At 60.6% G+C, this 26,302-nt stretch carries 21 protein-coding genes; 9 read left to right on the forward strand and 12 right to left on the reverse strand.

Annotated features, from left to right (window positions below):
* Window positions 1-115: 115 nt before the first annotated feature.
* Complete coding sequence (locus NN484_RS04155) at window positions 116-1,399, reverse strand: aspartate aminotransferase family protein (RefSeq protein ID WP_274658620.1); 1,284 nt, start codon at window positions 1,397-1,399, stop codon at window positions 116-118.
* Window positions 1,400-1,568: 169 nt separating this feature from the next.
* On the opposite strand from NN484_RS04155, the gene NN484_RS04160 reads away from it, so the two are divergent.
* A complete protein-coding gene (locus NN484_RS04160; RefSeq protein ID WP_274658621.1) occupies window positions 1,569-2,498 on the forward strand; it encodes a LysR family transcriptional regulator in 930 nt (309 codons plus the stop codon).
* A 226-nt stretch (window positions 2,499-2,724) separates the two neighbouring features.
* Here the strand turns inward: NN484_RS04160 and NN484_RS04165 are convergent, their stop codons facing one another.
* The 9 genes from NN484_RS04165 to bioB all read right to left on the reverse strand — a co-directional run bounded on the left by NN484_RS04165 (window position 2,725) and on the right by bioB (window position 13,253).
* Complete coding sequence (locus tag NN484_RS04165; protein WP_127647801.1) at window positions 2,725-4,503, reverse strand: acyl-CoA dehydrogenase C-terminal domain-containing protein; 1,779 nt, start codon at window positions 4,501-4,503, stop codon at window positions 2,725-2,727.
* A 190-nt stretch (window positions 4,504-4,693) separates the two neighbouring features.
* Window positions 4,694-5,983, reverse strand: a complete 1,290-nt coding sequence (locus NN484_RS04170; RefSeq protein WP_274658622.1) for a GGDEF domain-containing protein — start codon at window positions 5,981-5,983, stop codon at window positions 4,694-4,696.
* A 191-nt stretch (window positions 5,984-6,174) separates the two neighbouring features.
* Complete coding sequence (locus NN484_RS04175) at window positions 6,175-7,980, reverse strand: phenylacyl-CoA dehydrogenase (RefSeq protein WP_127647803.1); 1,806 nt, start codon at window positions 7,978-7,980, stop codon at window positions 6,175-6,177.
* Between the two features lie 276 nt (window positions 7,981-8,256).
* Window positions 8,257-8,553, reverse strand: a complete 297-nt coding sequence (locus tag NN484_RS04180; RefSeq protein WP_274658623.1) for a pyrroloquinoline quinone biosynthesis protein PqqE — start codon at window positions 8,551-8,553, stop codon at window positions 8,257-8,259.
* Window positions 8,554-8,662: 109 nt separating this feature from the next.
* Window positions 8,663-9,343, reverse strand: a complete 681-nt coding sequence (gene bioD, locus NN484_RS04185; RefSeq protein ID WP_274658624.1) for a dethiobiotin synthase — start codon at window positions 9,341-9,343, stop codon at window positions 8,663-8,665.
* Window positions 9,340-10,152 carry a malonyl-ACP O-methyltransferase BioC gene (gene bioC, locus NN484_RS04190; protein ID WP_274658625.1) on the reverse strand — a complete coding sequence of 271 codons (813 nt, stop codon included), beginning with the start codon at window positions 10,150-10,152 and terminating at the stop codon, window positions 9,340-9,342. The genes bioD and bioC overlap by 4 nt, the downstream gene beginning before the upstream one ends.
* Window positions 10,145-10,876 carry an alpha/beta fold hydrolase gene (locus tag NN484_RS04195; RefSeq protein WP_274658626.1) on the reverse strand — a complete coding sequence of 244 codons (732 nt, stop codon included), beginning with the start codon at window positions 10,874-10,876 and terminating at the stop codon, window positions 10,145-10,147. The genes bioC and NN484_RS04195 overlap by 8 nt, the downstream gene beginning before the upstream one ends.
* Window positions 10,869-12,047: an 8-amino-7-oxononanoate synthase gene (gene bioF / locus NN484_RS04200; protein ID WP_274658627.1), complete on the reverse strand. Its 1,179-nt coding sequence runs from the start codon at window positions 12,045-12,047 to the stop codon at window positions 10,869-10,871. The genes NN484_RS04195 and bioF overlap by 8 nt, the downstream gene beginning before the upstream one ends.
* A gap of 150 nt (window positions 12,048-12,197) precedes the next feature.
* Window positions 12,198-13,253 (reverse strand): biotin synthase BioB, encoded by a 1,056-nt coding sequence (gene bioB / locus NN484_RS04205; RefSeq protein ID WP_064589529.1) that lies wholly within the window; start codon window positions 13,251-13,253, stop codon window positions 12,198-12,200.
* A gap of 91 nt (window positions 13,254-13,344) precedes the next feature.
* Between bioB and NN484_RS04210 the strand changes: the two genes are divergently transcribed.
* The 5 genes from NN484_RS04210 (at window position 13,345) to rarD (ending at window position 19,106) form a co-directional block, all read left to right on the forward strand.
* Window positions 13,345-14,079, forward strand: a complete 735-nt coding sequence (locus NN484_RS04210) for a ComFC family protein (protein WP_274658628.1) — start codon at window positions 13,345-13,347, stop codon at window positions 14,077-14,079.
* 99 nt (window positions 14,080-14,178) lie between these two features.
* Window positions 14,179-14,943: a TOBE domain-containing protein gene (locus tag NN484_RS04215; RefSeq protein WP_274658629.1), complete on the forward strand. Its 765-nt coding sequence runs from the start codon at window positions 14,179-14,181 to the stop codon at window positions 14,941-14,943.
* 71 nt (window positions 14,944-15,014) lie between these two features.
* Window positions 15,015-16,916 (forward strand): PhoX family protein, encoded by a 1,902-nt coding sequence (locus tag NN484_RS04220; RefSeq protein WP_127647810.1) that lies wholly within the window; start codon window positions 15,015-15,017, stop codon window positions 16,914-16,916.
* 167 nt (window positions 16,917-17,083) lie between these two features.
* The gene (locus NN484_RS04225; RefSeq protein WP_274658630.1) at window positions 17,084-18,058 is read left to right on the forward strand and encodes a serine/threonine protein kinase; all 975 of its coding nucleotides are present in this window, start codon (window positions 17,084-17,086) and stop codon (window positions 18,056-18,058) included.
* A gap of 160 nt (window positions 18,059-18,218) precedes the next feature.
* Window positions 18,219-19,106, forward strand: coding sequence for an EamA family transporter RarD (rarD, locus tag NN484_RS04230; RefSeq protein WP_215500717.1), 888 nt, complete (start codon window positions 18,219-18,221; stop codon window positions 19,104-19,106).
* A gap of 223 nt (window positions 19,107-19,329) precedes the next feature.
* Here rarD and NN484_RS04235 read toward each other — a convergent pair whose 3' ends face one another.
* Window positions 19,330-19,848, reverse strand: coding sequence for a glycine cleavage system transcriptional repressor (locus NN484_RS04235; RefSeq protein ID WP_274658631.1), 519 nt, complete (start codon window positions 19,846-19,848; stop codon window positions 19,330-19,332).
* 522 nt (window positions 19,849-20,370) lie between these two features.
* On the opposite strand from NN484_RS04235, the gene NN484_RS04240 reads away from it, so the two are divergent.
* Window positions 20,371-22,548, forward strand: coding sequence for a malate synthase G (locus tag NN484_RS04240; RefSeq protein ID WP_127647813.1), 2,178 nt, complete (start codon window positions 20,371-20,373; stop codon window positions 22,546-22,548).
* A 152-nt stretch (window positions 22,549-22,700) separates the two neighbouring features.
* On the opposite strand, the gene NN484_RS04245 is transcribed toward NN484_RS04240, so the two are convergent.
* A complete protein-coding gene (locus NN484_RS04245; protein WP_127647814.1) occupies window positions 22,701-23,147 on the reverse strand; it encodes a response regulator in 447 nt (148 codons plus the stop codon).
* A gap of 260 nt (window positions 23,148-23,407) precedes the next feature.
* Between NN484_RS04245 and NN484_RS04250 the strand changes: the two genes are divergently transcribed.
* Window positions 23,408-25,342: a putative nucleotidyltransferase substrate binding domain-containing protein gene (locus NN484_RS04250; protein ID WP_343228794.1), complete on the forward strand. Its 1,935-nt coding sequence runs from the start codon at window positions 23,408-23,410 to the stop codon at window positions 25,340-25,342.
* The gene (locus NN484_RS04255; RefSeq protein WP_127647816.1) at window positions 25,339-26,046 is read left to right on the forward strand and encodes a 3'-5' exonuclease; all 708 of its coding nucleotides are present in this window, start codon (window positions 25,339-25,341) and stop codon (window positions 26,044-26,046) included. Before NN484_RS04250 ends, NN484_RS04255 begins: the two co-directional genes overlap by 4 nt.
* Window positions 26,047-26,302 lie beyond the last annotated feature (256 nt).

Below are 26,302 nucleotides of genomic sequence, written 5' to 3' on the forward strand. Positions count from 1 at the left end.
CAAGAAGCACTCGGTAAAACTCGGGCACAAAAAAACGCCTCACGCCAAAAGAATCAGGCGTGAGGCGTGCGTTATACCGCGAGACGGTTCTTGAAATCGGGTAGGAAAGTTCAGCTCAGACGGCAATCCCTTTGCGGCATTGCAGTTGCGCGGTGCGTACCCGCGAGAAGGCTCGGGTCAGGCGCAGGAGCATTTCGTCGATGTTGGCCTTGCTGACAGTGAGTGCCGGGGTGAAACGCAGGCAGCCGGCTTGCGGTGCGTTGAGCAACAAGCCCTCATGCAAGGCGGCATTGACCACGGCATCGGCAGAATCCTCTGACAGCGTCAGCCCCCAGAACAGCCCTTGCCCGCGCAACTCGCCATGACCGTAACGGTGCGCCAGTCTCGCGAGGCCCTCGCGCAGGTACTGGCCGTGGTCGTTGACTTGCTGCAGAAACGCCCGGTCCTGCACGCTGTCGAGCACCACCAGACCGGCCGCGGTCATCAGTGCGTTGCCGTGATGAGTGCCGCCCAGTTCACCCGCATCGAAGCAGCAGGCCTTGCCCCGGGCCAGCAATGCCGCCAGCGGCACGCCGCCACCAAGGCCCTTGCCGAGCACGACGATATCGGCGCGTACGCCGTAGGACTGTTCGGCGAGCAAAGTGCCACAGCGACCGATGCCGGTCTGAACCTCATCGAGGATCAGCAGAATGCCCAGCTCGCGGCACAGCCGCTCGACGCCTTTGAGGTAATGTTCGGTGGCCGGAATCACCCCGGCATCACTCTGGATCGGTTCGAGCATGATCGCCACGGTTTGCGCATCAATAGCCGCATGCAGCGCCGACAAGTCATTGAACGGCACCCGATCGAAACCCGGCAACAACGGTGCGAAACGGTTGTGCAGGTTGCAACTGTCCGACGCCGAAATCGTCGCCAGACTACGGCCGTGGCAGCCGTGTCTGGCAACGATGATCCGCGACGCGCCGCCACGATGCCGCTGGCCCCATTTGCGCGCCAGTTTGATCGCCGCTTCACAGGCTTCGCTACCGCTGTTGAGCAAGTAGGCCTGATCGCTGGAGGTGCTGGCACACAGGCGCTCGGCGAGGCTGAGCATGCCGCGATTGTGCAGATTGAAACCGGGATTGATCAGCGCCTGAGCCTGACCGGCAATCGCTTTGACCAGCGCCGAAGGGCTGTGACCGAGGCTGTTGGCGCCGCCGGCCTGGGCGAAGTCGAGATAAGCGCGATCGTTACTGTCCCACAGCCAGGAGCCCTGGCCGCGAACGAACACCTGTTGCGGGCGTTCGACGCTGGGCATCAGCCGCTCGGCATTCAGGCTTGCGCCTGCATCGGCTGGGTCGGCCTCGAACGCGAGGTCATCAAGACTCGGCGCCTGGCGCAGCAAACTGAACAGATTCATTGACAAAAACCTCGTCTGAGGTTTTTTGAACTGCCTATGCAAACACTGTCGAAGCAAACGCTATTCATCGCGCTTTCTGGCCCTGTAAGCCTTGTGATTGCGGTTAGACTAGGCTCACCGAGGACTTCGGGCCATTTCGATTTATCAGCATTTTCGATAAGAATTACTTATGGATTTCAAACAACTGCGTTATTTCGTCGCGGTCTACGAAGAAGGGCATGTCGGCCGGGCTGCCGAGCGCCTGTCGATCTCGCAACCGGCGCTGTCGCAACAGATTCGCCATCTTGAACAGAACCTCGACGTCACCCTGTTCGAACGCAGCAGCAAACGCCTGCTGCCGACCCTCGCCGCTCACACCCTGTACAACCACGCCCTGCCGCTGCTCGATGGTCTGCAACGGGCGCGTGAGGCGCTGGGTAACTTCAAGGGCCAGGCGTTGCGTACCCTGGCGATTGGCGTGCTGCAAACCGTACACACCAGTCTCGTGCCGCAAATGCTGGAGCGGGTGCGCAAGGCACAGCCACACCTGGTGGTGCAGATCTACGAGCTCAGCGGACTGGAGATCGAGCGCCGTCTGCTCAATGGTTCGCTGGACATCGGCATCAGCTACCTGCCACCGCGACAGCCCGGGCTGCATGGCGTGATGTTGTACGAAGATGAGTTGACGCTGGTGATCCCGGCGGATCATCCGTTGCGGGAATTCAAGAAGGTCTCCATCAGTCAGGCGGCCGAGCTGCCGATGTTACTGCTGGGCGAAGAATTTCAGATTCGCCAGATCTGGCAGGCTCAGCTGACAAGCCTGGGACGACGCCCGCAAGTGCAGGCCGAACTGAACAATATGCTGGGGATTCTCGACAGCCTGCCGCACACCAAGCTGGCGACGGTGCTGCCCGGGCGATCAAAGAAGGAATACGACGATCAGGATCTGTTGTGGAAACCGCTGAGCGAACCGCGGGTGCCGCTGACAGTCGGCCTGGTGTGCCGCGACGTGCAGCGCCAGCAGGCGTCCTTGGCGTTGCTGCGCACCTTGCTGGAAGAGGTGATGCAGCGTGAGGAACAACCGCTCAAAGGTGCGCCGGCGCTGGATCCCTTGAGCTGAAACTTTTCTTCAGGCAAAAGAAAACCCCGCCGAAGCGGGGCTTTGCAGACTGTTTCCCTGACATCCATTTCACTCCGCCACCCTGGCAGAATCCTACGTGTCCGTGTTGTTGCTTTGCGCTTCCTGCGCGACGTCCATGAGTTGTAGATTAGCTGTGGATCCAATCTACGCCTATGGGAGAACAGCAGCACGTCATGTAAGAGAATGCTTACATGACGTTACTTCATCAGAACTGTTCGGCGTTCAGCAGAAACAGCGATTCACTGCCAGCCCTCACCGACGCGCTCAGCGAGTGGATGCGCGGCAACAGACGGGCGAAATAGAAACGCGCGGTGCCCAGCTTGCTGGCGTAGAAATCGTCCTGCGCTTCTTTGCCCAGCGCGGCTTTCGCCATCAATGCCCACATGTAGGCGTAGGCGGTGTAACCAAACGCTTGCAAATACTCGACCGAAGCCGCGCCGATTTCGTTCGGATTGGTTTTCGCCCGATCCAGCAGCCAGGCAGTCAACTCGTCGAGGGTGCCAACGGCATCGTTCAGTGGCTTGGTGAACTCGCCCAGGTCAGCGCTGGCAGTCGCGGTGAAGTGACGGATCTCGTCAGCAAACAGCTGGTAGAACGCGCCACCGCTGCCAACGATCTTGCGCCCGACCAGGTCCAGTGCCTGAATGCCGTTGGTACCTTCGTAGATCTGGGTGATGCGCACGTCACGCACCAGTTGCTCCTGGCCCCACTCGCGGATGTAGCCGTGACCGCCGAAGATCTGCTGGCCGTGGACGGTGGTTTCCAGCCCCAGGTCGGTTAGAAATGCCTTGGCCACTGGCGTCAACAGCGCCACCAGGTCTTCCGCACGCTTGCGGGTGGTGGCGTCTTCGCTGAACTTGGCGGTGTCGAGCTGCATCGCCACGTAGGTGGAGAATGCGCGGCCACCTTCGTTGGAGGCTTTCATGGTCAGCAGCATGCGACGCACGTCCGGGTGGACGATGATCGGGTCTGCGACTTTGTCCTTGTTTTGCGCGCCGGTCGGCGAACGGCTCTGCAGACGATCGCGGGCGTATTCGACGGCGTTCTGGTAGGAACGCTCGCCGCTGGCCAGGCCTTGAATGCCGACACCCAGACGCTCGTAGTTCATCATGGTGAACATCGCCGCCAGGCCCTTGTTCGGCTCGCCGACCAGATAACCCACGGCTTCGTCGAAGTTCATCACGCAGGTCGCGGACGCCTGAATGCCCATCTTGTGCTCGATCGAACCGCAGTTCGCCGGGTTGCGCGCGCCCAGGCTGCCATCGGCATTGACCATGAACTTTGGCACCAGGAATAGCGAAATGCCTTTCGGGCCAGCCGGGGCGTCCGGCAGTTTCGCCAGCACCAGGTGAATGATGTTTTCGGTCAGGTCGTGTTCACCGCCAGTGATGAAGATCTTGGTCCCGCTGACCTTGTAGGAGCCGTCGGCCTGAGGCTCGGCCTTGGTACGGATGATGCCCAGGTCGGTGCCGGCGTGCGGCTCGGTCAGGCACATGGAACCGGCCCAGATGCCGGCGTACATGTTCGGCAGGTACGCCGCTTTCAGCTCTTCGCTGGCGTGGGCATTGATCGACAGGCAAGCGCCGGCAGTCAGCATCGGATACAGACCGAACGACAGGCTGGCGGAGTTGACCATCTCTTCGACCTGAGCCGAAACGGCTTTGGGCATGCCCATGCCGCCATAAGCCGGATCGCCACCGACACCGACCCAGCCGCCTTCAGCGTAAGTCTGATAAGCCTGTGGGAAACCGGCCGGCGTGGTGACAGCACCGTCCTTCCAGTGGCAGCCTTCTTCGTCGGCAGCCCGGCTCAGCGGTGCGATGCTTTTGCTGGTGACCTTGCCGGCCTCTTCGAGAATGGCTTCTACGGTTTCGGCGTCGACGGTCTCGGCCAAGGCCGGCAGTTCGGCCCAGAGTTTGGCGACCTCGAATACTTCATTGAGGACGAAGCGCATATCGCGCAGCGGCGCTTTGTAGTCAGCCATGGCAAACCTCGCAAGATCTAAACAGGTAATTCGTGGAAGGATGGTTTTCTTTGAGGCCGAGTGTACCCCAACAACTTTTGCGACACATAGGGTCAGGCAGTGACTGATTTGTTATTTTTAGTCATCAGTATTCTTGAACAAAAAGAAGCCCGCATCAGCGGGCTCTTTATCAAAACGGGCGGGACTCGATTCAGCCGGCGACGCTATCCATGCGCACCGCCCCGCGCCGGCTCTGCCCGAACGCCATGACGCAGTTACGACCCGCCCCTTTGGCGCTGTACAACGCCTGGTCGGCAGACTTCAGGACTTCTTCCGGGGTGCGCTGCTCCACGCGCTCGGCAACGCCGATACTGACCGTGACCGACACACTGGAGGCACCGGAGCCGCCTCGGCGCTGGCGACCTTGCTGGTCGTCCTGCGGACGGTTCTCCTGATTGCGCAACTGGATGTTGTAAGAGGCAATCGACTCACGAATGACTTCCAGGTGCGGCATGCACTCCTCAAGGGTTTTGCCTGCAAACACCAGAGCGAATTCCTCACCGCCATAGCGATACGCCCTACCGCCACCGCTGATTTTCGACAGTTTGCTGGCGACCAGTCGCAGCACCTGGTCACCCACGTCGTGACCGTGGGTGTCGTTGAATTTCTTGAAGTGATCGACGTCGCTCATCGCCAGCACATAGTTGCGGCCCAGGCGCTGCATGCGCTCATTGAGCGCGCGACGCCCTGGCAGCCCTGTGAGCTCATCACGGAAGGCCATTTGGTAGGCCTCGTGCGCCACTGCTGCAGCAATCATCAGCATCACTTGGCTGCACATGATGTTCAGGGTGAACGGCAAAATGAAGGTTTTCGGCAGCATCCAGAATAAGCCGAGCAGGCCGACCAATTGCGCCGCATGCAGCGGTCGTGGGCTGCGCCAGTATTGCCAAGCCAGCAACAGGAAAGCCGAGAGGAACACCGGGTAAGACATCTGGATCAGGCTCATCCAGGCACCGTGCAGCGCTGGCCAGCGGATCTCCGAGAGCCACATCAACAGCGCTTGAGGATAACTTTGCTCAAGACCGAGGGCGACGCTGCCGAAAGCGAGCAGTACGGCGAACCGCGCGACCATGTCCTGAAACAGATGGGTACGCTCCTGCCACGCGGCAAACAAGCCGAACAACAACGGCAGCAGCAGACAGACCAGGTGGAACACCACAGCAGCGTCTTCGCGCACTTTGCCATTGTCGCGGTAATAGTCAGTCTGGGTGTCGAGCAAAAAGTAGGCGATGTACACCGTGAGCATCAGAAACAGTTCGCGCTGACGTCGGTAAACCGCACAGTAAGCACCGCCCAACAGCAGCACCAGGGTCGGCAACACGTTGAACAGCGAAGTGAAGAACACGTTGAGGTCTTTGACGTACGCAGCCGCCAACCCCGCAAGCAACAACAGCAGTGATGGTAGAAAATGACTGAAACGTACAGCGGAAGAACGCAGCAAGGGTAAAGCTCCGACCCGTCACATCAAAGAGATGGCATTGTGCCTGCAATGTGGCCAGTTAAGCACACACAATGTGATCCAGATCACATGCAGTCTCTTTAACGGCAGAAAAGCCGGGTTTCTGAGCGATTCACAAACAAAAAAACCGCTGCCCCCGAAGGCGCAGCGGTTTCGTCAGACCGCGTTAAGGCTTAGTAACCCAGCGCGAAGTCTTCTTCTTTCATGTCCATCAGGTTGTTGGCGCCCGACAGCATGGTGGCCACGTGGGTACGGGTACGTGGCAGGATGCGCTGGAAGTAGAAGCGCGCGGTTTGCAGCTTGGCGGTGTAGAACGCTGCATCGCCGGTGCCCTCGGCCAGCTTCTCGGCGGCCAGACGTGCCATGTCAGCCCAGAAGTAGGCCAGGCAGGCGTAACCGGAGTACATCAGGTAGTCCACGGAGGCCGCGCCGACTTCTTCGCGATCTTTCATGGCTGCCATACCGACCTTCATGGTCAGCTCGCCCCACTCTTTGTTCAACGCAGCCAGCGGTGCAACGAACTCTTTGACGGCTTCGTTACCTTCGTTGTTCTGGCAGAACTTGTGGACGATCTTGGTGAAGCCTTTCAGAGCCTCGCCTTGGGTCATCAGTACTTTACGGCCCAGCAGGTCGAGAGCCTGGATACCGGTGGTGCCTTCGTACAGCATCGAAATGCGGCTGTCGCGAACGTTCTGCTCCATGCCCCACTCGGCGATGAAGCCGTGGCCGCCGTAGATCTGCACGCCGTGGTTGGCGGATTCGAAACCGACTTCGGTCATGAACGCTTTGGCGATCGGCGTCATGAACGCCAGCAGTGCATCGGCTTTCTTCTTCTCTTCTTCATCGACGCCGTATTTGACGATGTCGACCTGTTTGGCGGTGAAGTACACCATCGCACGGTTGCCTTCGGCGAATGCCTTCATGGTCAACAGCATGCGGCGTACGTCAGGGTGCACGATGATCGGGTCAGCGGCTTTGTCCGGCGCCTTCGGGCCAGTCAGGGAGCGCATTTGCAGACGGTCGCGAGCGTATTTCAGGCCACCCTGGAAGCCGATTTCGGCGTGGGCCAGACCCTGCAGGGCGGTACCCAGACGTGCGGTGTTCATGAAGGTGAACATGCAGTTCAGGCCTTTGTTCGCCGGGCCGATCAGAAAACCGGTGGCGCCGTCGAAGTTCATCACGCAAGTGGCGTTGCCGTGGATGCCCATCTTGTGTTCCAGCGAACCGCAGCTCACTGCGTTGCGCGCACCGATGGTGCCATCGGCGTTCGGCAGGAACTTTGGAACGATGAACAAGGAAATGCCTTTGGTGCCAGCCGGAGCATCCGGCAGTCGGGCCAGTACGATGTGGACGATGTTGTCGGCCATGTCGTGTTCGCCGGCCGAGATGAATATCTTGGTGCCAGAAACTTTGTAGGAGCCATCAGCCTGAGGTTCGGCCTTGGTGCGCAGCATGCCCAGGTCGGTGCCGCAGTGCGGTTCGGTCAGGCACATGGTGCCGGTCCATTCGCCGGAAACCAGCTTGGTCAGATAGGCTTCTTGCTGCTCAGGGGTGCCGTGCTCGGAGATGGTGTTCATCGCGCCGTGCGACAGGCCTGGGTACATGCCCCACGACCAGTTGGCTTCGCCAACCATTTCGCTGACCGCCAGACCCAGCGACTCCGGCAGGCCTTGACCGCCGTGCTCGACATCGTGCGCCAGGCTTGGCCAGCCGCCTTCGACGAATTGCTTGTACGCCTCTTTGAAGCCAGTCGGGGTTTTCACGCCGGACTCGCTCCAGGTGCAGCCTTCGAGGTCGCCCACGCGGTTCAGCGGTGCCAATACCTGCTCACAAAACTTGGCGCCTTCTTCGAGAATGGCGTCAACCATGTCCGGCGTTGCGTCTGCGCAAGCCGGAAGGCTCTGATAGTGCGCTTCGTAGCCGAGCAGTTCGTCACGAACGAAGCGAATATCACGCAAGGGGGCCTTGTAGTCAGGCATAGCGATAAACCTCTGCTGATGTAACCGGGAATGAACGACCGTGTTGAGTTGTTGTGACGGTCAAACAGTTGTTTGAAACATACGTTTACGCCGAAATCTTGTCAAGCGTCGATCTTTTGCCGTTCGTCATCACAGCTTTCAAACGCCGGACACAGCAAACCGCCATGGTCTGCGAAGCGCCACGGGCCATACAAAAAGATTAGTTGAGGGAGAAGGACTTACAACGAAAAACGCCGCGACAAGGCGCGGCGTTCGGCAGACAGCAGGCGAGAAAAATCAGGCAAACGTATCGATGATCGTACCGAGCATTTCATCGGACGCCTTGGCGACTTTGGTGCCCAGCTCCACCTGGAACTTGCCTTGGGCCATCTCGGCCATGGCGCTGCCCGGATCCATTTGCTGGCTGCGGTCGATACCGCGCAGACGATCGACCTGCGCCTCGGAGGACTGGCTGGTGACCGAACGCTCGATGGTGTTGTTGGCAGTCTGGCTGGCCGCCTGATCGACGCGGTTCTGCCCGGTCTGAATGGTGCTCAAACCCGCATAAAAAGCTGTGTTACCGGAGATTTCCATGGGAGTTCTCATCCTTGGGAAGGATCAATGGTTGCCATTGAAGCAGAGGCGTCAGAAAAACACCCGTCAAAAATACTGATGGCACAGTGCCTTGTCATAGGCAAAAGCATCAGTCGAGCAAATCGAGCTGCAAGTGATCAGCCACCGCCTCGGCGCTCAGTGACTTCAATTTCGGCACCCGCCCCAGACACGGCGCCGGAAGCCGTTCGGCCAGCGTCGCCAGATTTTCTTCCAGCCGCGAAGTCTTCGGATCAATGATGTTGGCCACCCAACCGGCCAGTTGCAGACCATCGCGCGCAATCGCCTCGGCCGTCAGCAAGGCGTTACTGATACAGCCCAGCCGTACACCGACAACCAGAATCACCGGCAGCTTCAATGCCATCGCCAGGTCCGAGAGATTGGCCTGATCCGCCAACGGCACGCGCCAGCCACCTGCACCTTCGATGAGGGTGAAATCGGCATTCAGCGCCAGAATCTCGCGCATCGGCGCCAACAACGATTGCACCGTCAGCGCCACGCCGGCCTCGCGCGCCGCCAGATGCGGGGCGATGGCCGGTTCGAACGCCACCGGATTGACCTGTTGATAAGTCAGCGGCACCGAACATTCCGCCAGCAGCGCCAGCGCATCGGCATTGCGCAGCCCCTTGGGCGTCACTTCGCAGCCCGAGGCCACCGGTTTGCCCGCCGCCGTGCTCAGCCCTGCCGACCGAGCTGCATGCAGCAACCCGGCAGCCACGGTGGTCTTGCCGACATCGGTGTCCGTTCCGGTGATGAAATAGGCTGCGCTCATAAGGGCTTCTCCAACACGGCGTAAACCACCTGATAGGTCGCCGGCAATCCCTGTGCCTGACGGTATTGCTCATAAGCCTCGACCAGACCGAGAATCCGCGCCCGCCCGGTCAAGCCACCCGGTCGCCCGGGGTTCAGATTGTGCGCACCCAGCGCCTTGAGCTCATGGGTCAGGCTGCGCACATCCGGGTAATGCAGCACATGCGCCTGATTCTGCAGGCTCAGCGTGCGCAAGCCACTGGCCGTGCACAACTGTTGATAACGGGCGAATTCGCGGAAACGGTTGACGTGCACCAGGCCATCGACCTGACGCCAGCTGTCGCGCAATTCGTACAACGTCCCAACACAGAGACTAGCAAACGCAAAAATCCCGCCGGGTTTCAGCACGCGAAAAGCCTCGCCGAGCACCGCCTCGAAGTCCGCGCACCACTGCACCGCAAGGCTGGAGAAAATCAGCTCGCAGGTCGCATCCTGCAGCGGCAGACGTTCAGCATCACCGGCGATGAAATGCTGCGCCCCGCCCAAGGGCCGCGCGTGCTCGAGCATGCCCTCGGCGATGTCCAGCGCCAGCCCATGCCTCGCAGCAAAGCGCTCGGCCAATGCGCGAGTGAAATAACCGGTACCGCAGCCCAGATCGAGCCAACGCGACGGCACGAAACTCGCCGGCAAGCGCTGCAGCAACTGCGTGCCGACGTCGCGCTGCAACTCGGCGACGCTGTCGTAACTGGCCGCTGCACGGGAAAAAGAGGCCGCGACCTGGCGCTTGTCGGGCAAGCCGCCGGGCAGCGCAACAAGAGACAAATCAGTCATCACCGCACTCATGTAGAAAAGCCTGGATCGCACCCGCCACGCCATGGGGGTCTTCCAGCAGAAACGCATGACTGGCCTGTTCGATCAGGCCAATCTCGATATCCGGCAACAGCGCGAACAATTCGCCTGCCGCCTCCGCAGGCACCAAACCGTCCTGCCCGGCGAACAGGTGCAACTGCGGGCCGCGAAACGCCTGCAACGCACCCCGCGTGTCCAGTTGCGCGAGCAATTCCAGCCCGGCCATCAATGCCGTTGGCGCCGAGTTCGGCGCACCGCCAAGCATCAGCCGCGACAAACCGCGCGGGTCTTGCGCGCCCTGAGCACACAGCAGCGAGAAACGTTTGAGGGTGGTTTTCGGATCGGCCGTGCAGCCGGCGAGAAACGCATCGAACGTCTCGCCCGGCATCGCACTCGGCCATTGCTCGTGAGCAACGAAGGACGGATTGCTCGCCAGCGTCAGCAAACCGCAGCATCGCTCGCCACGCTGTGCTGCTAATTCAGAGGCAAGCATGCCGCCCAGCGACCAGCCGCCCAGCCATACATCCTGAGGAATGCGTTCATCGAGTTCGTCGAGCCAATCCTGCAGATCGCTGGAGTCCAGCGCAGGCAACGGCTCGATCTCGACCTGCAGATGCTCGTCGAGCCCCTGCAACGCCGCCGCCAAGGGCTCCAGTGGAGAAATACCGAGGCCCCAGCCGGGCAGCAGAATCAGGCGATTACGCATGGCTTGGCTCCGGCGGCAGTTGGGCAAAGCAATCGGCCAGTCCCTCTAACAATAGCTGCACCTGCGCCTCGCTGTGGGTGGCGGTCAGGGTCACGCGAAGACGTGCGCTGCCGGCGGGCACGGTCGGTGGGCGGATCGCGGTGACCATCAGTCCGCGTTCACGCAACATCTGCGACAGGCGCATGGCGCGACCGGCATCGCCGATCAGGATCGGCTGAATCGGAGTAAAGCTGTCCATCAGTTGCAAACCGATCTGCTCGGCACCGCGGCGGAACTGACGGATCAGCGTTTGCAAATGTTCGCGACGCCAGTGTTCCGTGCGCAGCAACTCCAGACTTTTCAGCGTCGCACAGGCCAGCGCCGGTGGCTGGCTGGTGGTGTAGATGTACGGCCGGGCGAACTGGATCAGGCTTTCGATCAGCTCTTCGCTGCCGGCGACAAATGCGCCTGCGGTGCCGAACGCCTTGCCGAGGGTGCCGACCAGCACCGGCACGTCATCCTGGCTCAAACCGAAATGCTCGACGATCCCGCCACCATTGGCGCCCAGCGGGCCGAAGCCATGGGCATCGTCGACCATCAGCCATGCACCCTTGGCCTTGGCCTCGCGCGCCAGCGCAGGCAGATCAGCGATGTCGCCGTCCATACTGAATACGCCATCGGTGACCACCAGCGTGTTGCCAGTGGCTTTCTCCAGACGCTTGGCCAGACTGTCGGCGTCGTTGTGCAGGTAACGATTGAAACGTGCACCGGACAGCAAACCCGCATCGAGCAGGGAGGCGTGGTTGAGCCGGTCTTCGAGCACCGTATCACCCTGCCCGACCAGCGCCGTGACCGCGCCGAGGTTGGCCATGTAACCGGTGGTGAACAGCAGCGCACGCGGCCGGCCGGTGAGATCGGCCAACGCTTCTTCGAGTGCGTGGTGCGGGCCGCTGTGGCCGATCACCAGATGCGAAGCGCCACCGCCAACGCCCCAGCGCTCAGCGCCGGCGCGCCAGGCTTCGATCACCTGCGGGTGATTGGCCAGGCCCAGGTAGTCGTTGTTGCAGAACGCCAGCAACGGCTGGCCATCGACCACCACTTCTGGCCCCTGCGGGGATTCGAGCAACGGACGCTGGCGATAGAGATTTTCGGCACGGCGGGCAGCAAGGCGTGCGGCGAGATCGAAAGACATGCAGGCCTCGACAGTCAGAAATAACTTTGTAGGAGCTGTCGCAGGCTGCGATCTTTTGACTTTGACTTTATGAAACAAGATCAAAAGATCGCAGCCTTCGGCAGCTCCCACAGGGGTTTTGCATTTGAATCAGTACGCGCGGTGTTGTGCTCAGACCGCAGCGTTATAGAACTGCTCGCTGCTCTTCTGCTCCACCAGCGCCTGCTCGATCGCGGCCTGATGCACTTCATCGGAATGCTCTTCGCGCGCTTCCGGTTGAATGCCCAGACGGGCGAACAGTTGCATGTCCTTGTCGGCCTGTGGGTTGGCGGTGGTCAGCAGTTTGTCGCCGTAGAAAATCGAGTTGGCACCGGCGAAGAACGCCAGCGCCTGCATCTGTTCGTTCATCGCTTCGCGGCCGGCGGACAGGCGCACGTGGGATTGCGGCATGAGGATGCGCGCCACGGCGAGCATGCGAATGAAGTCGAACGGGTCGACGTCATCAGCGTTTTCCAGCGGCGTACCAGCAACTTTCACCAGCATGTTGATCGGCACCGACTCCGGATGCTCCGGCAGGTTGGCCAACTGGATCAGCAGATTGGCGCGGTCATCCAGCGACTCACCCATGCCGAGGATGCCGCCGGAGCAGATCTTCATCCCCGACTCACGCACGTAGGCCAGAGTCTGCAGGCGCTCGCTGTAGGTGCGGGTGGTGATGATGCTGCCGTAGAACTCCGGCGAGGTGTCGAGGTTGTGGTTGTAGTAATCCAGGCCGGCCTTGGCCAGCGCTGCGGTCTGTTCCTGGTCGAGACGGCCGAGGGTCATGCAGGTTTCCAGGCCCATGGCCTTGACGCCTTCGACCATCTTCAGCACGTACGGCATGTCTTTGGCCGACGGATGTTTCCACGCCGCGCCCATGCAGAAACGCGTGGAGCCGATGGCTTTGGCGCGGGCGGCCTCTTCGAGGACCTTCTGCACTTCCATCAGCTTTTCTTTTTCCAGGCCGGTGTTGTAGTGACCGGACTGCGGACAGTACTTGCAGTCTTCCGGGCAGGCGCCGGTCTTGATCGACAGTAGCGTGGAAACCTGCACGCGGTTGGCGTTGAAATGCGCGCGGTGCACCGTCTGCGCCTGGAACAGCAAGTCGTTGAATGGCTGTACGAAGAGCGCTTTGACTTCGGCTAAAGACCAGTCGTGACGCAGGGTGGCAGAAGTGCTGGCGCTCATGGGCAGTTCCTTGGTTATGCTGGGCTGGCGGCTGCGGGAACGGAATACCCACAGGCGCGACACGGATGTTCGGCATATTTAAGGAAGAGCCATGCGCTGTCAACCACGACACGAACAACAGGTTTACATCTGTTTAAAAAACGTACAGACCTGCTTGCTGTGCGATGAGCCCGCAGAAGCAGAAATGCCAATCTGCGTGGCCTGCGAAACCGATTTGCCCTGGCTCGGCGACCACTGCCAGACCTGCGCCCTGCCACTGCCCGCTGCCGGCCTGACCTGCAGCGAGTGCCTGTTAGAGCCTCCGGCGTTCGAACAGGTCATCGCGCCGTGGCGTTATGACTTCCCGGTGGACAGCCTGATTACGCGCTTTAAACACAACGCAAAATGGCCGTTTGGCCACCTGCTCGCCGACGTTGCCGGACAATACCTGCAGCATCGCTTCGACGAGGGATTACCGCGCCCCGACATGTTGTTGCCGGTGCCGCTGGCGAACAAACGCCTGCGTCAACGCGGGTTCAATCAAGCCGCCATGCTGGGGCGATGGTTGAGCCACCAGCTTGATCTGCCGTTTGAAGAACATGCTCTACGGCGGATACACGACACCCATGCCCAGCAGGACCTCGACGCCAAGGCGCGCAAGCGCAATTTGCGTAACGCCTTCGCACTGGCGATCGCCGCGGATGTGAAAGGTCGGCATCTCGCGTTGATCGATGACGTGCTGACCACCGGCGCTACGGCCCGGGCATTGGCGCGACTGTTGAGGGATGCGGGGGCAGCAAGGGTTGACGTGTACTGCCTGGCCCGCACACCAAAACCCGGAAGTTGAATCGGCTCACGCCTACAAGGGAACTGTGTCTGGCTTGACGGATGCGCTGCAAGCCGCCAACTTCAGTCCCCACCGCCACCGTGAAAAAGCACCCATTTCATGTCCCTGCCCAGCCTGTTGTCCCAGCACATCGTCCGCCGTCCGCAGCGCATTGCCCTGCTGCAACACATTGCCGAACAGGGCTCGATCACCCGCGCCGCGAAAAGCGCCGGACTGAGTTACAAAGCGGCCTGGGATGCGATCGATGAACTGAACAACCTCGCGCAGAAACCGCTGGTGGAACGTGCCGTCGGTGGCAAGGGTGGCGGTGGCGCCAGGTTATCCAGCGAAGGCGAACGGGTGTTGCGCCTGTATCAAAAGTTGCAGGCCTTGCAGGCGCAGGTGCTCGAAGCCGCCGAAGACGCCAGCGATCTGGACCTGCTCGGTCGGCTGATGCTGCGCACCAGCGCTCGCAACCAGTTGCACGGTAAAGTCGTGGCGATCGACGGCCAGGGCCGCAATGACCTGATCCGCCTCGAACTGGCCGAAGGCCTGTGGATCGATGCACAGATCACCCATGACAGCACCGTGCACCTGGAGCTGCAACCGGGCACCGAAGTGGTGGCACTGATCAAGGCGGGCTGGCTTGAATTGCTGGCGCCGGAGCAGGCCGCAACATCTGGACACAATCTTCTGAGCGGCACCATCGAAGCCATTCTCGATGCCGAGGACGGTCCCAGCGAAGTGCGCATCGCCCTGCCCAACGGCCAGATTCTGTGCGCTCTGGCAGAGCCGCTGCAGCTTCGCACCCGCGGGCTGAGTGTCGAGCAACCGGTGCAGGTGCAGTTCTCGCCGTCCAATGTGCTGATCGGCACGCCGCTCTAACAGTCCGCCTGCAACAAAATCTTCATCGCTCCCCATTAAGGTGGCTGCCAAAACCAAGCAGGGAGCCTGATGTGAGCCTATTAGAAGAAAACCAATCCACTGATCTGGAAAAGATGGTCGGCCTCAGCCGTCGCGGTTTCATCAGCGCCGGCGCGCTGTGTGGCGCTGCCATGTTCCTCGGCGGCAACCTGCTCAGCCGCAGCGTACTGGCCTCCAGCGTCAGCGCCGGCAACAGTCGCCTGCTCGGTTTCGAGAGCATCCCCGCCGCGACCACTGACGTCATCAGCCTGCCGAAGGGCTACAAGTCCTCGGTACTGATCAGTTGGGGCCAGCCGTTGCACAAGAACGGCCCGGCCTTCGACCCGAGCGGCAATGGCACCGCCGCCGCACAGGAAGTGCAATTCGGTGACAACAACGACGGCATGAGCCTGTTCGCCTTCCCCGACGACCGCAACCGCGCGTTGATGGCGATCAACAACGAATACACCAACTACCGCTACCTCTACCCGCACGGCGGCATGCCGCAATCGGCCGAAGATGTGCGCAAGGCGCTGGCCTGCGAAGGCGTGTCGGTGATCGAAGTGCAGCGCAAGAACGGTCAATGGCAGTTCGTCCAGGGCTCGCGCTACAACCGCCGGATTCACGGCAATTCGCCGCTGCGCATCAGCGGTCCGGCCGCCGGCCACGACCTGATGAAAACCAGCGCCGACAAACACGGCAAGAAAGTCCTGGGCACGTTCCAGAACTGCGCCAACGGTAAAACCCCTTGGGGCACCTATCTGACCTGCGAAGAGAACTTCACCGACTGCTTCGGCAGCAGCAACGCCCAGCAGCAGTTCGACCCGGCGCAGAAGCGCTACGGTGTGTCGGCGGCCAGTCGCGAGATCAACTGGCACCCGTTCGACCCGCGCTTCGACATGGCCAAGAACCCCAACGAACTCAACCGTCACGGCTGGGTGGTCGAGATCGATCCGTTCGATCCGCAATCGACCCCGGTCAAACGCACCGCACTGGGCCGTTTCAAACATGAAAACGCCGCTCTGGCCGAGACCGACGACGGTCGCGCCGTGGTGTACATGGGCGACGATGAGCGTGGCGAGTTCATCTACAAGTTCGTCAGCCGCGACCGCATCAACCACCGCAACCCGAAAGCCAACCGCGACATCCTCGACCACGGCACCCTGTACGTGGCGAAGTTCGATGCCGGTGACGGTAACCCGGATCATCCGAAAGGCCAGGGCCAGTGGATCGAACTGACCCACGGCAAGAACGGCATCGACGCCAGCAGTGGTTTCGCCGATCAGGCCGAAGTGCTGATCCACGCCCGCCTCGCCGCCAGTGTGGTCGGTGCGACGCGCATGGACCGCCCGGAGTGGATCGTTGTCAGCCCGAAGGACGGCCAGGTCTATTGCACCCTGACCAACAACGCCAAACGTGGCGAAGACGGGCAACCGGTGGGCGGTCCGAACCCGCGTGAGAAGAACGTCTACGGGCAGATCCTGCGCTGGCGCACCGACCGCGACGATCACGCATCGAAGACCTTCGCCTGGGACCTGTTCGTGGTCGCCGGCAACCCGAGCGTGCACGCCGGTACGCCGAAAGGTGGCTCGAAGAACATCACCCCGCAGAACATGTTCAACAGCCCCGACGGCCTGGGGTTCGACAAGGCCGGACGCTTGTGGATTCTCACCGACGGCGATTCGAGCAACGCCGGGGACTTTGCCGGGATGGGCAATAATCAGATGCTTTGCGCCGACCCGGCGACCGGCGAGATTCGTCGGTTCATGGTCGGGCCGATTGGTTGTGAAGTGACCGGGATCAGCTTCTCGCCGGATCAGAAAACGTTGTTTGTCGGGATTCAGCATCCGGGCGAGAACGGTGGGTCGACCTTCCCTGAGCATCTGCCGAATGGCAAGCCGCGGTCTTCGGTGATGGCGATTACTCGTGAAGACGGTGGAATAGTCGGCGCCTGACAGGCCCTCATCGCGAGCAGGCTCACTCCTACAAGGGAATGCGTTCCAAAATGTAGGAGTGAGCCTGCTCGCGATGGCGTCAGCACAGACACCAACCAACTCCCCCGCTGCCATCTGCGCTACCATGCTGGGCCGGACGCGGCAGCCTGCCGCGCGCAGGAGTCAGCATGGCCCACCCGTTTGAAACCCTCACACCCGATCTCGTGCTCGATGCCGTCGAAAGCATCGGCTTCCTGAGCGATGCGCGCATTCTGGCGCTCAACAGCTACGAAAACCGCGTCTACCAGGTCGGCATCGAAGACTCCGAACCACTGATCGCCAAGTTCTACCGCCCGCAGCGCTGGACCAACGAGGCCATCCTCGAAGAACACCAGTTCACCTTCGAACTGGCCGATGTCGAGATTCCCGTGGTGGCGCCGCTGATCCACAACGGCCAGACCCTGCACGAACACGCCGGTTTCCGTTTCACCCTGTTTCCCCGTCGCGGCGGCCGTGCTCCGGAGCCGGGCAACCTCGATCAGCTGTATCGCCTCGGCCAGTTGCTCGGGCGCATTCATGCGGTCGGCGCGACCAAGCCGTTCGAGCACCGCGAAGCGCTGGGCGTGAAAAATTTCGGCCATGACTCGCTGACTACGCTGCTCGAAGGCAACTTCATCCCCAAGAGCCTGTTGCCCGCCTACGAGTCCGTGGCTCGCGACCTGCTCAAGCGCGTGGAAGATGTCTACGCCGCCACGCCGCACCAGAACATTCGCATGCACGGCGACTGCCACCCCGGCAACATGATGTGCCGCGACGAGATGTTCCACATCGTCGACCTCGACGACTGCCGCATGGGCCCGGCGGTGCAGGACATCTGGATGATGCTGGCGGGCGATCGTCAGGAATGCCTCGGGCAACTGTCGGAACTGATGGACGGCTACAACGAATTCCACGACTTCGATCCGCGTGAGCTGGCGCTGATCGAACCGCTGCGCGCCCTGCGCCTGATGCACTACAGCGCCTGGCTGGCGCGACGCTGGGACGACCCGGCGTTCCCGCACAGCTTTCCGTGGTTTGGTACGGAGCGTTATTGGGGCGATCAGGTGTTGGCGTTGCGCGAACAGCTGTCCGCGCTCAACGAAGAACCTTTGAAGCTGTTCTGATTGAAAGATCAAAAGATCGCAGCCTTCGGCAGCTCCTACATGGATCGCATTCCCCTGTAGGAGCTGCCGAAGGCTGCGATCTTTTCGCTTTCTGACACGACACATCTATACAACCTCCTTACAATCCCTGCTTTGATAGCTGCCTAAGCAAGGATTCTGCATGCAAGCCGCCAACCCGCGTCGCGGGTACATTCTGGGCCTGAGTGCCTACATCATCTGGGGCCTGTTCCCGATCTATTTCAAAGCCATCGCCGAAGTTCCGGCCGTCGAAATCATCATTCACCGCGTGCTGTGGTCAGCGCTGTTCGGCGCCTTGTTGCTGATGGTGTGGAAGCACCCCGGCTGGTTGCGCGAGTTGCTGGACAACCCCAAGCGCCTGGCAATCCTGGCCCTGAGCGGCACCCTGATCGCGGCCAACTGGCTGACCTACGTGTGGTCGGTGAACAATGGGCGCATGCTCGAAGCGAGCCTCGGTTACTACATCAACCCGCTGGTCAACGTGCTGTTGGGGATGTTGATTCTCGGCGAACGTCTACGGCGCATGCAGTGGATCGCGGTGGGGCTGGCAGCCGTCGGCGTGGCGCAGCAGGTGTGGCAGGTCGGCAGTCTGCCGTGGGTGTCGCTGGTGCTGGCATTGACCTTCGGTTTTTACGGACTGATCCGTAAACAGGCGCCGGTCAAAGCCTTGCCGGGGCTGGTGGTGGAAACCTGGATGCTGGTGCCGATCGCCGTGGCCTGGCTGTTGTTCAACCAGACCGCGACCAGTGCGCAACCCGAGTTCTGGACCACCTCGCAAGCCTGGTGGCTGGTGGCGGCGGGTCCGGTGACGCTGGTGCCGCTGGTGTGCTTCAACGCTGCCACCCGCCACTTGCCCTACACCACCATCGGCTTCCTGCAATACCTGGCGCCGACCTTGGTGCTGCTGCAAGCGGTGTTGCTGTTCGGCGAGCACTTGTCGTCGAGCACCCTGATCGCGTTCATCTTCATCTGGGCCGGTCTGGCCGTTTATAGCGTCGACGCGGTGATCAGTTTGCGTCGACGCAGCTGATCAAAAAACGCACAAAGCTTCGCAGGCCACGGTTCTCGTGGCCTGCAACGTTCCTTCCCAAGGTTATCCACAGCGTGATCCCCGCCGTTTGTGTGCAAGTCACTGAATGCTGGCGGTTTTTTGATCAATTCGCCGCAAGCCACGGCCGGCCTGAAGCTGCGCCCGGTCTCTACAGGTTATCCACAGGCAGGTGCACGTTAAAACTGGATAACCCGAGCAACGCTTAAACGTCTGTGCGTAACACCAGTTCGACCATCAGATCATCGGCCAGGGTTTCCAGGCGCGACTGCAACACATCCAGCGACAAGGTCAACGGCACCGCCAGAATCGCTTCGGCGTGAAACAGCGGCTCGCTGCTCATCGGCGCCGGTCGCACTTCCGTCACCAGCCGTTCGAGGTTCACCCCCTGCTCGCTGAGCAAGCGGGTGAGGTCGCGCACGATACCCGGGCGGTCATTGCCCACCAGTTCCATGGCGATCGGTTTCCAGGTGCAGGATTGCTCGATACCGCTTTCGGCAATCAGCACACGAATGCCCTGCGCCGACAGCGCTTGTAAGGAATCGACTAATTCGTCGTAAGCCTCCGCCGGTACACCCACCCGCAAAATCCCGGCAAACTGCCCGGCCATCCGTGACATGCGGCTTTCCAGCCAGTTGCCGCCGTGCTCGGCGATGCATTGGGCGATGCGCTCGACCTGCCCGGGCTTGTCCGGGGCAAAGACAGTGAGTACGAGATGGTCCATGGCGCAGCCCTCTTGTCATGACTTTTGTTATAGAAAGGCAAGTATAGGCAAGGGACCCAAATCGGCTTGTAGCACCCTGCACTTGTGGCGAGGGGGCTTGCCCCCTCGCCACCAAAGTGTGCACCGCAAGGGACGCCATAGCAGGCGAGCAGAATTTATGTGTACAACTTTTTATATTTAGCTGGAACAATCTGATGGTTTTTTGAGAACATCCCGTTCCGCGACGTGACCGCAATGCGTCATGAGGTCGCAGAACGACGTAATTAGTCTGATTTTCACAAGCGCAAATCATCATGTAGTATGCCGCTGCGCGCACTACATAACGCTGGATCAATGTCTGCCCAAGGCATGTTCGCAACCTTGAAAGCCCCGTCAGCAAGGCCCCAAGCCGTTGATTGGTCCCAGCCCAGCCGCCAGCAATGGCATGTACTGGTCGGAAGGTTTGTGGTTTAAATGGCCAGAGGCTTCATTGTTAAATTGAAGAGCTGAAAAGCGAAATAGCTGAGCAGAGTGAGGCAAGCAATGACTGAACACGTTCAAGTCGGTGGCCTGCAGGTCGCCAAAGTCCTGTTCGACTTCGTGAACAACGAAGCCATTCCCGGTACCGGCCTCACCGCCGAAAAATTCTGGGAAGGTGCCGACAAGGTCATTCACGACCTGGCACCGAAGAACAAAGCCCTACTCGCCAAACGCGATGACTTCCAGGCTCGCATTGATGCCTGGCATCAGGAACGTGCCGGCCAGGCGCACGACGCCGTGGCCTACAAAGCCTTCCTGCAAGAAATCGGTTATCTGCTGCCAGAAGCGGCTGATTTCCAGGCAACGACGCAAAACGTCGATGATGAAATCGCCCGTACCGCCGGCCCGCAACTCGTCGTGCCGGTGATGAACGCCCGCTTCGCCCTCAATGCCTCGAACGCCCGCTGGGGTTCGCTGTACGACGCCCTCTACGGCACCGACGCCATCAGCGAAGACGGTGGCGCGGAAAAAGGCAAAGGCTACAACAAGGTGCGTGGCGACAAAGTCATCGCCTTCGCCCGTGCCTTCCTCGATGAAGCGGCACCATTGGCTGCCGGCTCCCACGTTGACTCCACCGGTTACAAGATCGTTGACGGCAAACTGCTGGTCTCCCTCAAGGGCGGCAGCAACACCGGCCTGCGCAACGATGCTCAACTGATCGGTTTTCAGGGCCCGGCAGACGCACCGATCGCGATCCTGCTGAAGAACCACGGTCTGCATTTCGAAATCCAGATCGACGCCAGCACCCCGGTCGGCCAGACCGACGCCGCCGGCGTCAAAGACATCCTGATGGAAGCGGCACTGACCACCATCATGGACTGTGAAGACTCCGTGGCTGCCGTCGATGCCGACGACAAAGTGGTGATCTACCGCAACTGGCTCGGCCTGATGAAGGGCGATCTGTCCGAAGAAGTCGCCAAGGGCGGCCAGACCTTCACCCGCACCATGAACCCGGATCGCACTTACACCAAGGTCGATGGCAGTGAACTGACCCTGCACGGTCGCTCGCTGCTGTTCGTGCGTAACGTCGGTCACCTGATGACCATCGACGCGATCCTCGACAAAGACGGCAACGAAGTGCCGGAAGGCATCCTCGACGGCCTGGTGACTTGTCTGGCGGCGATGCACAACCTCAATGGCAACACCTCGCGCAAGAACACCCGCACCGGTTCGGTCTACATCGTCAAACCGAAGATGCACGGGCCGGAAGAAGCGGCGTTCACCAACGAGCTGTTCGGTCGCATCGAAGACGTGCTGGGCTTGAAGCGCAACACGCTGAAAGTCGGGATCATGGACGAGGAGCGCCGTACCACGGTCAACCTCAAGGCCTGCATCAAGGCGGCCAGCGAGCGCGTGGTGTTCATCAACACCGGGTTCCTCGACCGCACCGGCGACGAAATCCACACCTCCATGGAAGCCGGCCCGATGGTACGCAAGGCCGACATGAAGGCCGAGAAGTGGATCGGCGCCTACGAAAACTGGAACGTCGATATCGGTCTGAGCACCGGCCTGCAAGGTCGTGCACAAATCGGTAAAGGCATGTGGGCGATGCCCGACCTGATGGCGGCGATGCTCGAACAGAAAATCGCTCACCCGCTGGCCGGTGCCAACACCGCCTGGGTGCCATCGCCGACCGCCGCTGCGCTGCACGCGTTGCATTACCACAAGGTCGACGTGTTCGCCCGTCAGGCCGAACTGGCCAAACGTGCTCGCGCTTCGGTGGACGACATCCTGACCATCCCGCTGGCGGTCAACCCAAGCTGGACCCCGGAGCAGATCAAGAACGAACTGGACAACAACGCCCAGGGCATTCTCGGTTACGTGGTGCGCTGGATCGATCAGGGCGTGGGTTGCTCGAAGGTGCCGGACATCAATGACGTCGGCCTGATGGAAGACCGTGCAACGCTGCGTATCTCCAGCCAGCACATCGCCAACTGGCTGCGTCACGGTATCGTCACCGAAGCGCAAGTGATGGAAAGCCTCAAGCGCATGGCGCCGGTGGTCGACCGTCAGAACGCCAACGACCCGCTGTACCGTCCGCTGGCACCGAACTTCGACAGCAACATCGCCTTCCAGGCGGCGGTCGAACTGGTGATCGAAGGCACCAAACAGCCTAACGGCTACACCGAGCCGGTGCTGCACCGTCGTCGTCGCGAGTTCAAGAAGGCCAACAGCCTGTAATTTGCGCTGAAGGCCGGACATGAAAAAGCCCTGATCGAAAGATCAGGGCTTTTTTGTGGATGCAGAATCAAAAGATCGCAGCCTTCGGCAGCTCCTACAGGCGAGCTCATGCAGGAGCTGGCGAAAGCTGCGATCGTTTGCTCTTCAAAAAGTCAGGGCTCGATGCCCAATTCGTGTTTGACCAGACCGAGCAACTTGCCCGTATCAATCGGCTTGAGCAGGAAATCCACCACGCTCAGATGCATCGCCGCAATGGCATCCTTCACATCCGCATCGCCCGAAACAATGATGATCGGCAGCGCCGCCCTGACCGATTCGCGCACCTGGCGGACCAGCTCCAGACCATCGATATTGCCCATGCGCAGATCAGTGATCACCAGCCCGATCAAAGGTTTTTCCGCGAGCATTTTCAGTGCGGTTTCGCCGCTGGCCGCGGTCATGCAATGAATGCCATCCAACGCGAGTATCTCCGACAACAGCTCCCGGGCGTCCTTGTCATCATCGACGATCAGTACACGCTGCGGCGGCAAGTCGGGTTCGAGCATTACAGCGCTGAGCGCTTCACGCTCGGCGTCGCTCAAAATATCGTGGTCGGACATGGCATTCTCTACGTTTTCAAATCGATCACCTGGCACAGTCGTCTGACATCGCTAAGCACAGCTTCAATGTGCACTTCGTCGGATTTTTTTCCAATAGGCTGACGGAAGAATTTCCGACTGTTTTTGTAGGGATCTTCCCAAATGTGCCCAACGGCAGCGCCAACCTAGACTTACGTCCAATGGGCACCCTGCGCGCAGGGGCCGACCATGGCTGCAACGAACCGACGAACAACAATTCAAAAAAGACTGCGGTAATGGTTATGAGTAAAGCGGACGCCTTCACCCAGGCAGGGAAAACCGCGGTATTGCAGAACATTCAGGGCACCCTGCAATTTCTCCAGCGCTTCCCGCCCTTCAATCAGATGGAACACGCCCACCTGGCTTATCTGGTGGAGCAATGTCAGCTGCGTTTCTATGCTCAGGGCGAAAGCATCATCAAGCCCGCCGACGGGCCGGTGGAACATTTCTACATCGTCAAACAGGGTCGTGTGATCGGCGAACGTCAGCACATCACCAAACCCGGCACGGAAACCACTTTTGAAATCACTACCGGCGAGTGTTTCCCCCTCGCCGCGCTGATTGGCGAACGGGCAACCCGCACCGAGCATCTGGCGGGCGAAGACACCTTTTGCCTGCAACTGAACAAACCGGCGTTCATCAAACTGTTCGCCTTGTCCAACAGCTTCCGCGACTTCGCCTTGCGCGGGGTCAGCAGCCTGCTCGATCAGGTCAATCAGCAAGTCCAGCAAAAAGCCGTGGAAACCCTCGGCACCCAGTATTCGCTCAACACCCGCCTCGGCGAACTGGCGATGCGTCATCCGGTGACCTGCAGCCCCGACACCCCACTGCGCGAAGCGGTGAAGCTGATGCACGAGCAGCAGGTCGGCAGCATCGTCGCGGTGGATGAACACAAGGCACCGCTGGGGATTTTCACCCTGCGCGACCTGCGTGAAGTGGTCGCCAATGGCAGCGGTGATTTCAGCGAAGCCATCGAACAGCACATGACCCGCGCGCCGTTTTTTCTCTCGCCGGATCACAGCGCCTTCGATGCCGCGATTGCCATGACCGAACGGCACATTGCCCATGTCTGTCTGGTGAAAGAACAGCGCCTGTGCGGCGTTGTCTCCGAGCGTGATCTGTTCTCGCTGCAGCGGGTCGACCTGGTGCACCTGGCCCGGACCATCCGCAGCGCCCAGCGCGTGGAGCAACTGGTGAACCTGCGTGGCGAAATCGGTCAACTGGTCGAACGCATGTTGGCTCACGGTGCATCCTCGACGCAGATCACCCACATCATCACCCTGCTCAACGACCACACGGTGTGCCGTGTGATCGAACTGACCCTCGCCGAAAAAGGCGACCCCGGCGTGCCGTTCAGTTGGCTGTGCTTCGGCAGCGAGGGCCGGCGTGAACAGACCCTGCACACCGATCAGGACAACGGCATCCTGTTCGAAGCGCGGGATGCGGCGCATGCGGCGGAGATTCGCGGCAAGCTGCTGCCGATTGCGCAGCAGATCAACCAGAGCCTGGCGCAGTGCGGTTTCAGCCTGTGCAAAGGCAACATCATGGCCGGCAATCCCGAGCTGTGCCTGTCCCGGGCGGAATGGGCGCGGCGTTTTGCGGCGTTCATCCGCGAGGCAACGCCAGAGAACCTGCTCGGATCGAGCATCTACTTCGACCTGCGGGTGGTCTGGGGCGACGAGAAAGGTTGCGCGCAACTGCGCCGGGGAATCCTCGATCAGGTCGGCGACAACCGTTTGTTCCAGCGCATGATGGCCGAGAACGCCCTGCGCAATCGTCCGCCCGTGGGGCGTTTTCGCGATTTTGTGCTGGCGCGCAAGAACGGCGAGAAAGCCACCCTCGATCTCAAGGTCCAGGGCCTGACGCCCTTCGTCGACGGCGCACGCCTGTTGGCTCTGGCGCATGGCATCGAAACCAACAACACCCTGGAGCGCCTGCGTCAGCTGGTCGAAAAAGAAGTCATCGAACGGCTCGACGGCGCGGCGTATGAAGAGGCTTACCACTTCATCCAGCAGACGCGCATGCAGCAACACCAGATCCAGACCCGCGAGAACCTGCCCTGGTCGAACCGGGTCGACCCGGACAGCCTCAATCATCTGGACCGGCGCATCCTGCGTGAATCCCTGCGCCAGGCCCAGCGCCTGCAAAGCAGCCTGGCCTTGCGGTATCAGCTATGAGCCTGTTCTCGTGGTTGCGCCCGGCCAGCCCGTTGCTGTCGGCGGACTTGCAACAACGTCTGGCGAAGCTGCCTGCGATCCGCGAACTGCATGAATGCAGCCTGCGCGAACAGCGCTGGGTGGTGCTGGATCTGGAAACCACCGGGCTGAACCTGAGCAAGGATCGCGTGCTGTCGATCGGTGCCGTGGTGATCGAAGACGGCGCGATCGATTTCAGTCAGCAGTTCGAACGCACCCTGCAATGTCGAGAGCTGAAGCTCAGCCCGAGTGTGTTGATTCATGGTTTGGGGCCGAATGCGATTGCCGCCGGCAGCGACCCGGCCGAAGCGCTGCTGGAGCTCATGGAGTTTATCGGCGACAGCCCGGTGCTGGCGTTTCATGCGCCCTTCGATCAGCACATGCTCGGACGGGCGCTGAAGGAACACCTGGGCTACAAGCTGCAGAATGTGTTTCTGGATGTCGCGGACATGGCGCCGCTGCTGTGCCCGCAGGCGCATATCCGCGAGGCCGGGCTGGATGAGTGGATCGACTGGTTCAAGCTTGAGGTATTCGAGCGGCATAACGCGAGTGCCGATGCGCTGGCAACGGCGGAGCTGGCGTTGATTCTGTTCAGCCGAGCGCGGCAGCAGCAGATTCACAGTCCGTTGAATCTGCAGCAGCGCTTGAGTCAGTGGAAGCGTCGTCAGCAGGCGCCTTCCTTCTAGATTTCTAGCGCCTGTTCCGGCCCCTTCGCGAGCAAGCTCGCTCACAGTTTTCGTGTCGAACAACATCCCCCAGTAGGAGCTGCCGCAGGCTGCGATCTTTTGATCTTGTTTTTAAAAGCAACATCAAAAGATCGCAGCCTTCGGCAGCTCCTACAGGGCTTACTATTAACTTCACCTGACCAGTGGCCAATTGCTAACCATTCCCACCTCTGCGAGAATCGCGAACAATTCTCGTTGGTTAACATTTCCCAATCGG

This window comes from Pseudomonas serboccidentalis (assembly GCF_028830055.1).
In the GTDB taxonomy this organism is placed as follows: domain Bacteria; phylum Pseudomonadota; class Gammaproteobacteria; order Pseudomonadales; family Pseudomonadaceae; genus Aquipseudomonas; species Aquipseudomonas serboccidentalis.